Origin of the sequence: Algoriphagus alkaliphilus, assembly GCF_900103735.1 — a bacterium.
Lineage (GTDB): Bacteria > Bacteroidota > Bacteroidia > Cytophagales > Cyclobacteriaceae > Algoriphagus > Algoriphagus alkaliphilus.
In genome coordinates, this window is sequence record NZ_FMXE01000055.1 from 1 (window position 1) to 11,210 (window position 11,210).

An 11,210-nucleotide genomic window follows, 5' to 3' on the forward strand; every position below is an offset into this window, starting at 1 on the left:
TTGGGTTCAGCGCTGGCCTTCCCGTCGATTTGGCAGGATTACGTTTGTTGAACAGATTTACCAGCTCGTCCCAGGGAATCTGGGCGCTGAGCACCACCCAGCGGTTGGAGGGGTCCAACCCATTGTAGAACGGGGTCTCAAATCCGGTGAACGAAAGCTGGCTTTGGCTGGTGTAGGCTAACCGGGGTGCATGCCTTTTAGGGGTCTTTTGCATAGTTCCTTGCACTTGAATCACATTAAATTCCAAAAAACCTAGCTCAATATCTCTAAATCATCCCTTTTTTATTTTCTAAGCAGACCCTATTTACACAAAACTATCCAATGGATCGAAAAAACCGCTCTCGCTCACAACCTTTTCTTTTTTTAGTCGCCGTGGCTTTTTTAGCTGTTGGCTTTACTCTTGGCAGAAAAGCCGGTGAAATCACCCCTATTTCAATCGATGCTGCTGCGGATTTAATCGGTCTGTCTTTTTCCCCTCCAGAAAAAGACAGCATGATCGCAGCACTAAATACGCAGCGAAATAATTTTGAAATTCTTCGAAAGACAAAACTGGAAAACTCCGTGGCGCCGGCATTGATCTTCAATCCGCTACCACGGGGCTTTTTCCCGAGTCAACTACAAAAACCTTATGAATGGGGTTTTCCCGCAACTGTTACATTGCCTGAAAAGGACAATGACATTGCCTATTTGCCACTGAATCAATTGGCGGTGCTGATTAAAAACAAACAAATAAGCTCTGAACGCCTAACCAAAATCTACTTGGATCGAATCAAAACCTATGCTGATACGCTTCAGTGTTTGATCACCTTGCTAGAAGAACCGGCATTACAAAAAGCCCGGGAAATGGATCAAGAGCTTGCTTCCGGTAAATATCGTGGTCCCCTGCATGGAATACCTTATGGCATCAAGGATCTGCTGTCGGTCAAAGGGACTAAAACAACTTGGGGAGCCAATCCTTACAAAGACCAATCCTTTGATGAAACAGCAACTGTTGTTGAAAAATTGAATGAAGCAGGAGGAGTTTTGGTAGGCAAATTTACCCTCGGTGCATTGGCAATGGGTGATATCTGGTACGGCGGAGTCACCAAAAACCCATGGAATTTAAGTCAGGGTTCAAGCGGATCTTCCGCGGGTTCGGCCTCGGCTGTCAGTGCAGGTTTGGTGCCTTTTGCCATCGGTACGGAGACCTTGGGATCGATCGTTTCCCCATCCACAAGAAATGGTGTGACTGGACTTCGGCCCACTTATGGGCGGGTAAGTAAGCATGGTGCCATGGCTTTGAGCTGGTCGATGGACAAGATTGGGCCAATCTCAAGATCGGTCTTGGACAATGCCATCGTACTCGCCCTGATCAATGGCAGGGATGAAAAAGACGCTTCTACGATTCCGGCTGCCTTCAATTACTCTGCTAAAAATGATGTCAAAAAACTCAAAATTGGCTATTTCAAAGCCTTCTTTGAAGGAGAACGAGCAAGCAAAAATGATCAGACGGTTATTGAAGTGCTCAAAAATCAGGGAATTGAACTTCATCCATTGGAGCTTAAAACCAGCATGAATCCCGGTCCGATCTTGAATATGCTAGTGGTCGAAGGTGCCGCAGCATTTGATGAATTGACCCGACTTGATCTGGACGATCAACTGGTCGCACAGGCAAGAAATTCCTGGCCAAATATCTTTCGTGCAGCCCGACTGATCCCTGCCGTAGAATACGTGCAGATGAGCCGGCAACGAAACCTCTTGATTGCAGAAATGCACGAACTGATGAAAGATTACGATGTGATCGTCACGCCGTCTTTTGCCGGACAGCAACTGCAAATCACCAACCTAACAGGTCATCCTGCCTTGTGCATGCCAAATGGATTTGCTGAAAATGGAAGCCCCACATCCATCACCCTCCTGGCCAATCTCTTCGAAGAAGAAAAACTCATTATGCTGGGCCGGTTAATTCAGGAAAATACAGATTGGCAGGCGAAACGCCCGCCGATGTTTGACAAATAGAATTTTTCAAAAAAAGGCCTGCGACTTAAGAAAAAATCGCAGGCCTTTTTTTTATTGCAAAGCGACTACCTCACTATACCGGCGACTTTTATGTTGGTAGGTTTCAAAAACCATACTTTTTGCGTCGTTTCAATAGAATAATGATTTAGCTTGTTTGAGGCCAAGTTCATATGGAATTCACCGTGCGTAGCAGAAGAGAAAAAGAGATTTTTATCAGCCATTCTAAATGTTATGGAAGAAGGATAATTATTCACATACTTGATTTTTATCTCTTTGACCTTTCCTTTAGCCTCAGGCAATAACTTATGCGTCAAATAGTCAAAATTCGTATCCGTGGAATAGGAAAGTGCCAATGAAGGCGAATTGATATCAGCCAGATAAAAGGCTGCAAATTCTGCTTTCCATTGGTCCAAAGTAAAGGTGGTATCCACGGTTTTCTCTTTCCCGTTTACTCTGGAAGTTTTTGTGACCAAATCACCATCCAGCTTGGCAAGTTCCACATCCAAAAACCCACTCAAATTAAAGTAGGGAAGCTTTTCCATTTTCTTCCCTTTTCCGCCGGAATTACAGGAAGTAGCAATCCAAATCAGCAGAACAATTGCCGGAAAGATTCTGAATTTCATAATGCCAAAAGGATTTCACCGGTCATTTCTTCAGGAATTTCCACACCCATCAATTTCAATATTGTTGGGGCCAAATCACCGAGTTTTCCGTCTTTAACTGCAATTTGTTCTTTGCCGTCCACCAAAATGAAGGGAACGAGGTTAGTGGTATGTGCGGTATTGGGAGAGCCGTCCTCATTGATCATCATATCCGAATTACCGTGGTCTGCGATGACGATTATGGTATAGTCATTTTCCAAAGCTGTAGTTACTACGCTTTGCGCGCAGGTATCCACTGCTTCGCATGCTTTGACTGCTGCGTCAAAATCGCCGGTATGACCGACCATATCCGCATTTGCAAAGTTGAGGCAAATAAAGTCTGCGCTTTTTCTTTTGAGCTCGGAATTGATCTTGGACGCAATCTCAAACGCACTCATTTCGGGCTTCAGATCATAGGTTGCGACCTTTGGTGATGGACAGAGAATCCTGCTTTCTCCATGAAACTCAGTTTCTCTTCCTCCGGAAAAGAAAAAAGTAACATGGGGATATTTTTCTGTCTCTGCAATACGGATCTGCTTTTTACCCGCCCGCTCGAGGACTTCCCCGATGGTATTGTTTAGGTTATCTTTTTCAAAAAGCACCTCTACTCCGACAAAAGTATGATCATAATGCGTGAAGGTGATGTAATCCAACTGAAGCTTTTTCATATTGAAATCCTCAAAATCCTTCTGCGTCAGCACTTGCGTGATTTCGCGGCCACGATCGGTACGGAAATTGAAACAGATCACCAAATCACCTTCTTCTATGGTAGCCAAGGGTTTGTTATTTGCTCCTATATGAATAATCGGACGGATAAACTCATCAGTCACGTTGTTATCATATGATTTTTTTACAGCAGCAAGAATATCTTTTGATTTTTCGCCTTCCCCTCTGACCATCGCGTCATAGGCAAGTTTGACTCGTTCCCAGCGATTGTCGCGATCCATGGCATAATATCTTCCGACTACTGAGGCTATTTGGCCCACGGAACCCTTCAAGTGATCTTGTAAATCTGCCAAGTAGTGGATTCCTCCCCTTGGATCCGTATCACGCCCATCTGTGAAGGCATGGATAAAAACCTGGTTCATTCCATTGAATTTGGCCGCATCACAAAGGCCTTTCAAATGATTGATATGTGCATGAACTCCGCCGTCCGAAACCAATCCCATGAAATGGGCCTTCTTTCCGGCGGCCTTGGTTTTTGAGAAGGCAGCAGCCAAAACGGGGTGGGTATTAAGTTCGCCGTTTTCTACGGCAAGATTTACTTTGACAAGATCTTGATAGACAACTCTGCCTGCGCCAATATTCATGTGTCCTACTTCGGAATTACCCATTTGTCCCTTGGGAAGACCTACTGCAAGACCCGAAGCCTCTAATTTAGCATGGGGATATCTGGTGTAAAGACTATCTACAAAAGGTGTTTTTGCCTTGTCAATTGCAGAAACTGCAGGATTGGTAGCAATGCCCCACCCGTCCAAAATCATCAATAAAACTTTTTTGTCCATGGGGCAAATATATTACTTTTCAACCCAAAGATCCCCCCAAAATCTTTTCTGACACCACTTGTCTTCCTGTTTTTTCTATTCTTAAAAATGAGCCTTGCATCTCTTTTTTTGGCTTGGATTTTGCCAAACTAGGATGATGCAAGTGCTAAGTCTTATCCTTTCTGCTTTTCTATGGTTCTTTTCACCTGATTCAGTGATGAATACGGACAAATCCATAGACCCCATCGTATCCGCTATCGGAAGTGGATCAAGCAGCGAATTGGCCCGCTTTTTTGACTCCAGCATCTCTATGAATGTAAATGGTCAACAAGGGGATTACTCTAAAAACCAGGCAGAGATCGTCCTGAGAGACTTTTTCAAGAAAAATCAGTCCCTTGGCTTTTCCCTCATTTTTCAAAACGAAAATCCGGGAAGTCTCAGTACCTACATCGGCGAGTACTCAAGTAACCAGGGAATGTTTAAGGTTTTTATCAAAGTTTCCCAAAACGGATCCGGTTTTCGGATTTATAGCTTGGATTTTGTAAAAAGCTAATTTCAAAAGGCTCAAGCTGGTAGTTTTGGCTATTTTTGAGGCATGAAGCCTGCTTATCTGACTACGGAATCTATCCAAAAATTCATTCAATCTGCACTCCTTGAGGATATTGGCCCCGGGGATTATTCCTCTTTGGCTTCCATTCCTGCAGGAAAAACAGGCAAGGCCAAACTCCTGATCAAAGATGATGGTATTCTTGCAGGAGTTGAACTTGCCGAAGAGATATTCAAAGCCGTAGATCCTAGGCTGGAAGTGGAGTTTTTCAAAAAAGACGGAGACCCTGTAAAAGTAGGGGATATTGGCCTTACGGTTTCTGGACCTTCAGCTTCCATTTTATCCGCTGAGCGGCTTGTACTCAACTGCATGCAGCGAATGAGTGCCATCGCCACCAAAACACACCGACTGAGTCAACTGATTTCTCATACCAAAGCAAAGTTGATGGATACCCGTAAGACCACACCCAACTTTCGACTGATGGAAAAGTGGGCCGTACTCATAGGCGGTGGGGTCAATCACCGCTTTGCGCTTTATGATATGGTGATGCTCAAAGACAATCACGTGGACTTTGCTGGTGGAATTAGATCAGCCATCGAGCGGACGAGATCGTATCTTTCTGACCACAGTTTGAATCTGAAAATAGAAATAGAAACCCGTAACTTGGATGAAGTCCGTCAAGTCCTAGAAGTAGGTGGAGTGGATTACATCATGCTGGATAATATGGATTATGACACCATGCGGGAAGCAGTTCGGATGATTGACGGAAAATATTCAACCGAAGCCTCAGGCGGAATCACAGAGGAAACACTTGCCAAGGTCGCTGAATGCGGAGTAGATTACATATCCATGGGTGCTTTAACTCACTCGGTAAGTAGCCTGGATATCAGCTTAAAAGCTATTTGAGACTAAAAAATCCACATTTCGTTTCAATCCAACAAATTTTGTTCTCTTAACTGCGGACTTAGAAAATACCCGCTTGAAGGTTTCCTCCGTCATTTCGATCCATTCCTTGTTTGAAAAATTGGCCAACTCAGCATCGGGCTGAAAAGCAGGTTCTCGATTCGGTCGGGAAAAGCGATTCCAAGGACATACATCCTGACAGATATCACATCCGAAAGCCCAGTTTTCCATTTTTCCGGCAAATTCATCGGGAATTGCTTCTTTCAACTCAATCGTCAAATAGGAAATACAACGAGACCCGTCCACCACTCCGGGCTGCACAATCGCATCGGTCGGACAGGCATCGATACAAGCTGTGCAGGTTCCGCAGTAGTCTTTTGCCAGCGGCGCGTCCGGAGTCGCTTCGAGATCGATGATCAGCTCGGCCAAAAAGAAAAAACTTCCCATTTCCCGATTAAGGAGCAGGCTGTTTTTCCCGATCCAACCCAAACCTGCTTTCTGGGCCCATTGTCGCTCCATGATAGGTGCCGAATCGACAAAGAATCGACCCCCTATTTCCCCGATTTCTTCCCGAAGCACTTCCAAAAACTCGGTGAGCCTGGCCCGAATCACATCATGGTAATCTTCCCCATAGGCGTATTTTGCCAGTTTGATGTCCTCGGATTGATGCGGAAGTTGCTTTTCAGGGTAATAATTATAGATCAGCGAGACGACCGTTTTAGCACCTTCAACGAGTTTGGTGGGGTCCAATCTTTTGTCAAAATGGTTGGCCAAATAGCCCATTTTCCCATGGTAATTCCGATTCAACCAATCTTCTAATCTCGGCGCCTCCGACTCCAAAAGCTCCGCCTTGGCAATCCCACAAAAATCAAAGCCCAGTCGCTTGGCGGTGGATTTGAGGATTGAGGCGTGTTTATCGGCTGGAGTCATAGGGATTCGAAAAGTAGCTTAAATCATTTTAAACCGGAAATGGAAAACATTTCGAAAAAGACACGTATATTTCATTTAAACACGTGCAATCATGAAGACTAAACTTACATTGACTATCAAAAAAGAAGTTGTAGAAAAAGCCAAGAGGAAAGCGTCAAGTCAGGGAATTTCTCTTTCTAGGATGATTGAAGATATATTTGAAAAGGAAGACCTTTCCATCCAATCCCCTGAATCACAGCTTGCAGCTAAAAGACTATTAATAAGATTAGAGGAAATGGAGCCGTCAAAAGCCCCGCAAGAGTCCGATAAAATAGCACTGACTAAATATTTGAAAGAAAAGTATGGTTAAAATATTCTTGGATACCAATGTGATCCTAGATCTCCTTGGAAAAAGAGAACCCTTTTATGAGGATGCCAAATTGTTTTTGAATTTACATTCTAACGGTTTGGCTAGACTTCAAATAGCTGAAAGCAGTTTGGGTAATCTATATTATTTGGCCTTCAATGTGTACAAACTGGAATATTCTGAATTTACGTTGAGTGAATTTATAACAGTTTGTGACATACTATCAGCGGGCAAGGAGGTGATCTATAAGTCGTTAAATTCCAACTTTAAAGATAAAGAAGATGCACTACAATACTATACTGCTTTGGTGAACAGGTGTGATTTTTTAATTACACGGGATAAAAAGGACTTCAAATATGCTGATGAAATCCCCGTTATTTCACCAAAGGAATTTTTTGCCAATTAATCAATCCTGCTGTCTTCTCATATCCTTCAGATCCTGGTACCACTGCTCCTCAAAAGTTTCCCTGACCTCCACGGGAGCCGCCAAAACTGCCCACACCATCCATAGAATCAGAAAAGGTCCCACCAAAAAGATGGTCCAAATCAATGGTAGCCCCAAATTCAACTGAATCAGCGTAACAAACAGGATTAAAACTCCAGTCACAATACCTACTGCAGAAAGATAGTTTTTCATCTTTTCCATGTAATTTATTCGGAATACTAAACTCACTAGCCCATCCCTTTGTTAAACCTTCAACAAATCCAGGTATTTTATTTCTTGATACACGATACCAGCTAAATAAATCTTGTGTCTTGTGTCTAACATCTAGCGTCTACACATGAAAGGCTTCCGCTTTACCCAATATATTCCTCCAAATGATCCGGAGAAAAACACCTTCGAGAATCTACTTAACATTTTTCTACAACTCGCCACCATGACAGGTGGAGATGTCGCAGAGGCACTCAGCTGGCTGACCAATCTGGACAAGCGCTACAATATGACCAATCCGAATTACGGAATTGGAGACTTCATCGATGACCTCAAATCCAAAGGCTACCTCACCGAAGAAAATCAAAAAGGGGAATTCAAGATCACCGGAAAGGCTGAACAAAACATTCGAAAAAATGCGCTGGAGGAAATCTTCGGCAAACTCAAGCGTGGCAAATCCGGTCAGCACAAAACCACCCACTCCGGTACTGGAGACGAACGGGGGACGGATCGCCGTGCCTTTGAATTCGGAGACAATCTTGATCAAATTGCCCTGACCGATTCCCTGCGGAATGCACAGGCCAATCACGGGTTTTCAGGTGATTACCTGCTCACCGAGAATGATTTGGAAGTGATGGAAAATGAAGTGAAATCACAGACCTCCACGGTACTGATGATCGACATTTCGCACTCCATGATTCTATACGGGGAAGATCGGATTACTCCTGCAAAAAAGGTAGCAATGGCTTTAGCCGAACTGATCAAAACCCGATATCCTAAAGACACGCTTGACATCATCGTCTTTGGAAATGATGCCTGGCAGATCGAAATCAAGGATTTGCCTTACCTGCAAGTGGGACCTTACCACACCAATACCGTTGCCGGGTTGGAGCTTGCCATGGATTTGCTGCGAAGAAGAAAAAATCCAAACAAGCAGATATTTATGATCACTGATGGCAAACCCACCTGCCTGAAAGTCGGGATCAAATATTACAAAAATGCTTTTGGGATTGACAGTAAAATCTTGGCCGAAACGCTGAAACTGGCCGCTCAATGTCGAAAGCTGAAAATTCCCGTGACAACTTTCATGATTGCTTCTGACCCTTACCTGAAAGAGTTCGTGAAGGAATTCACCAAAGTCAACAACGGAAATGCCTATTATTCCAGCCTCAAAGGACTTGGAGATTTAATTTTTGAAGATTACAGACGAAACCGAACCAAACGCTTCTAAGCATGGACTACCAAAAACTAACCGGACACCAACTCCTACAAATCAAAACCCTCGGACAGCTCAAAGCTTCAGGATACACTCCAAAATCCATCAAAGAAGAACTGCGTGATAATCTCATTCTGAAAATCAAGCGAAAAGAGAATGTCTTCGAAGGCATCTGGGGATACGAGGACACCGTGATTCCGGATATTGAGCGGGCGATACTTTCCCGTCACAATATCAATCTACTCGGTCTTCGTGGTCAGGCAAAAACGCGGATTGCCCGAATGATGACACACCTGCTGGACGAGTATGTTCCGGTGGTTTTTGGCTCCGAATTGAATGATGATCCACTGCAACCGCTTTCCACTTTTGCGAAGAATTTGATAGAAGAAAAAGGAGACGATACCCCGATCATCTGGTGGCATCGTGAGGATCGATATACCGAAAAGCTCGCCACGCCGGATGTATCCGTTGCCGATCTGATCGGTGACGTGGATCCAATCAAAGCTGCTACCATGAAGCTCAGCTACAACGACGAACGCGTGATCCATTATGGACTTGTCCCAAGATCGCATCGTTCGATCTTCGTGATCAATGAATTGCCCGATTTGCAGGCAAGAATCCAAGTCGCTCTGTTTAATATTCTACAGGAAGGAGACATTCAGATTCGTGGCTTCAAGTTGAGGTTACCTTTGGACATCCAGTTTGTTTTTACTGCCAATCCGGAAGATTATACCAACCGTGGCAGTATCGTGACGCCACTAAAAGACCGGATCGAAAGCCAAATCATCACACACTATCCAAAATCCATCGAGATCGGCCGCCGGATCACCGCTCAAGAAGCCAATCTGAAAGGAAAACCTGTAGAAAACATCCATGTACCAGAACTGATGAAGGACCTCATCGAGCAAATTGCGATCGAGGCAAGAGGTTCAGAATTGGTTGATGAAAAGAGCGGTGTTTCAGCGCGGTTGACAATTTCTGCCTACGAAAACCTGATTTCCGCAGCTGAGCGAAGGCTCTACATGAACGGAGAATCCAATACCATGGTGCGGATTGCTGATCTGATCGGTGTGATTCCAGCCATTACCGGAAAAGTGGAATTGGTCTACGAAGGTGAGCAGGAAGGTGCGGGATTGGTCGCTTACAATTTGATTGGAAAAGCTATCCGCACGCAGTTCGTGAATTATTTCCCGTCTCCTGAACAAAAGAAGAAAGACAAAAGCGGTAATCCTTATGTGCTTCCACTAGCATGGTTTGGGGAAGGAAATGTGCTGGACATCCTGGCCTCCCAGCCTGACAAGGAATATAAAAGCCTACTTCATTCAGTACCAGGATTGGAAGAAGTAGTCACACAACTGGTAAAGAACCTGCCGGAAAAAGAAAAGGAGTTCTTTATGGAGTTTGCGCTTCACGGACTGGCTGAGTACTCCCAATTGAGCAAAAAATTATTGGATACCGGACTTCAGTTTAAGGACCTGTTTAGCTCCATGTTTGATATGGGACCGGGAGAGGAAGATTTCGAAGACGAAGATGACAATTAAGAAAGGGGCGAAAGCCTCTATTTTTTGTTAAATTGAATTCTAAAATTTCAAGAACATGAATACTGCAGAGAAAAAAAATCGTTTTAATCACTTGGCGCGCAAGCATAAATGACACGGAAATCTTGGATCAATTAGACGAGATCAGAAAAAAGATTACAGTTGAAAGCTATCAAATCTCTCTCGAGCCGATGTCTATGAAAGAATTGGAAAATAGCATGTCAGAGGCTGAAATTGATTTTAAAACGGGGAAATTCATTTCGCAAAACGAATTAATGAAACGAATCAAAGGAGGCAGGATACTTTAATAATAAAATGTGAGGTGTTTGGGTTATGGAGTAAGTGAATTTTTCTGGAAATACCTATGGAGATTAATGTTGAAAATCAGGTAAAATATTGGATCAACGGAGCTACTGAAGATCTCGACGTTGCAAGTATCTTTATTGAAAAGAGTAGGGATTTACATGGATTATTCTTTTGTCATTTAGTCATAGAAAAAGCATTAAAAGCACACGTTGTCAAGATTACTAGACGATTGGCACCAAAGTCCCATAACCTGATTTATCTTTCTGAAAAATCAAAGCTTATACTTAAGGATCAAACACTGGAGTTTTTTGGTGTGTTAATGAAATACCAAGCCTAAAATTCCGATAATTCCCAAATCCATGATTTTTGGACTCTCTTTTTTGATATTTCCTTGAATTCTAACTGGGAAGGAACATAAATACCACAGCGACTGGATGAGTTGTTATTCAAAAAATCAACAACTTCCTTTTGACAAGATTGGCAAAATCCGCCTTTACCAGTAGGCGTAAAATTCCTTGGGTTTTGGGAACAGGGATTTGGTATTTTGAGGGATAAATTTCCCATTGTTTCTTGGTAAAAAATCAAAGACGTTTAACATTAACTAAAATATTCACTGACGCTATTAATGTAAATTCCGTCAGTTGAACTC

At 43.4% G+C, this 11,210-nt stretch carries 14 protein-coding genes; 10 read left to right on the forward strand and 4 right to left on the reverse strand.

What is annotated here, in order from left to right; genetic code table 11:
* Together BLQ81_RS22440 and BLQ81_RS21340 are read left to right on the forward strand one after the other, a co-directional pair.
* Window positions 1-181 (forward strand): hypothetical protein (locus BLQ81_RS22440; RefSeq protein ID WP_175454318.1); only part of this gene is annotated, 181 nt, incomplete at its 5' end.
* A gap of 140 nt (window positions 182-321) precedes the next feature.
* Window positions 322-1,998: an amidase gene (locus tag BLQ81_RS21340; protein WP_092735024.1), complete on the forward strand. Its 1,677-nt coding sequence runs from the start codon at window positions 322-324 to the stop codon at window positions 1,996-1,998.
* 65 nt (window positions 1,999-2,063) lie between these two features.
* Here BLQ81_RS21340 and BLQ81_RS21345 read toward each other — a convergent pair whose 3' ends face one another.
* A complete protein-coding gene (locus tag BLQ81_RS21345) occupies window positions 2,064-2,621 on the reverse strand; it encodes a hypothetical protein (RefSeq protein WP_092735026.1) in 558 nt (185 codons plus the stop codon).
* Window positions 2,618-4,144 carry a 2,3-bisphosphoglycerate-independent phosphoglycerate mutase gene (gene gpmI / locus BLQ81_RS21350; RefSeq protein WP_092735029.1) on the reverse strand — a complete coding sequence of 509 codons (1,527 nt, stop codon included), beginning with the start codon at window positions 4,142-4,144 and terminating at the stop codon, window positions 2,618-2,620. The genes BLQ81_RS21345 and gpmI overlap by 4 nt, the downstream gene beginning before the upstream one ends.
* A 136-nt stretch (window positions 4,145-4,280) precedes the next feature.
* On the opposite strand from gpmI, the gene BLQ81_RS21355 reads away from it, so the two are divergent.
* Both BLQ81_RS21355 and nadC read left to right on the forward strand, forming a co-directional pair.
* Window positions 4,281-4,676 carry a DUF4783 domain-containing protein gene (locus tag BLQ81_RS21355; RefSeq protein ID WP_217636699.1) on the forward strand — a complete coding sequence of 132 codons (396 nt, stop codon included), beginning with the start codon at window positions 4,281-4,283 and terminating at the stop codon, window positions 4,674-4,676.
* Window positions 4,677-4,718: 42 nt separating this feature from the next.
* Window positions 4,719-5,576 (forward strand): carboxylating nicotinate-nucleotide diphosphorylase, encoded by an 858-nt coding sequence (gene nadC / locus BLQ81_RS21360; protein WP_092735035.1) that lies wholly within the window; start codon window positions 4,719-4,721, stop codon window positions 5,574-5,576.
* On the opposite strand, the gene queG is transcribed toward nadC, so the two are convergent.
* Entirely contained in the window at window positions 5,562-6,503 is a 942-nt protein-coding gene (gene queG, locus BLQ81_RS21365) for a tRNA epoxyqueuosine(34) reductase QueG (RefSeq protein ID WP_092735038.1), read from the reverse strand. The genes nadC and queG overlap by 15 nt on opposite strands.
* 91 nt (window positions 6,504-6,594) lie before the next feature.
* On the opposite strand from queG, the gene BLQ81_RS21370 reads away from it, so the two are divergent.
* Together BLQ81_RS21370 and BLQ81_RS21375 are read left to right on the forward strand one after the other, a co-directional pair.
* Window positions 6,595-6,852, forward strand: a complete 258-nt coding sequence (locus BLQ81_RS21370) for a DUF6364 family protein (RefSeq protein ID WP_092735041.1) — start codon at window positions 6,595-6,597, stop codon at window positions 6,850-6,852.
* Entirely contained in the window at window positions 6,845-7,255 is a 411-nt protein-coding gene (locus tag BLQ81_RS21375) for a type II toxin-antitoxin system VapC family toxin (RefSeq protein ID WP_092735044.1), read from the forward strand. Before BLQ81_RS21370 ends, BLQ81_RS21375 begins: the two co-directional genes overlap by 8 nt.
* Here the strand turns inward: BLQ81_RS21375 and BLQ81_RS21380 are convergent, their stop codons facing one another.
* Window positions 7,256-7,486, reverse strand: a complete 231-nt coding sequence (locus BLQ81_RS21380) for a hypothetical protein (RefSeq protein ID WP_092735062.1) — start codon at window positions 7,484-7,486, stop codon at window positions 7,256-7,258. It lies immediately after the preceding gene.
* 145 nt (window positions 7,487-7,631) lie between these two features.
* Between BLQ81_RS21380 and BLQ81_RS21385 the strand changes: the two genes are divergently transcribed.
* The 4 genes from BLQ81_RS21385 to BLQ81_RS21400 all read left to right on the forward strand — a co-directional run bounded on the left by BLQ81_RS21385 (window position 7,632) and on the right by BLQ81_RS21400 (window position 10,898).
* Window positions 7,632-8,732 carry a vWA domain-containing protein gene (locus BLQ81_RS21385; RefSeq protein WP_092735047.1) on the forward strand — a complete coding sequence of 367 codons (1,101 nt, stop codon included), beginning with the start codon at window positions 7,632-7,634 and terminating at the stop codon, window positions 8,730-8,732.
* A gap of 2 nt (window positions 8,733-8,734) precedes the next feature.
* A complete protein-coding gene (locus BLQ81_RS21390; RefSeq protein WP_092735050.1) occupies window positions 8,735-10,258 on the forward strand; it encodes a P-loop NTPase family protein in 1,524 nt (507 codons plus the stop codon).
* A gap of 122 nt (window positions 10,259-10,380) precedes the next feature.
* Window positions 10,381-10,563, forward strand: a complete 183-nt coding sequence (locus BLQ81_RS21395) for a hypothetical protein (protein WP_092735053.1) — start codon at window positions 10,381-10,383, stop codon at window positions 10,561-10,563.
* A gap of 56 nt (window positions 10,564-10,619) precedes the next feature.
* Entirely contained in the window at window positions 10,620-10,898 is a 279-nt protein-coding gene (locus tag BLQ81_RS21400; protein ID WP_092735056.1) for a HEPN domain-containing protein, read from the forward strand.
* The last annotated feature ends 312 nt before the right edge of the window (window positions 10,899-11,210 follow it).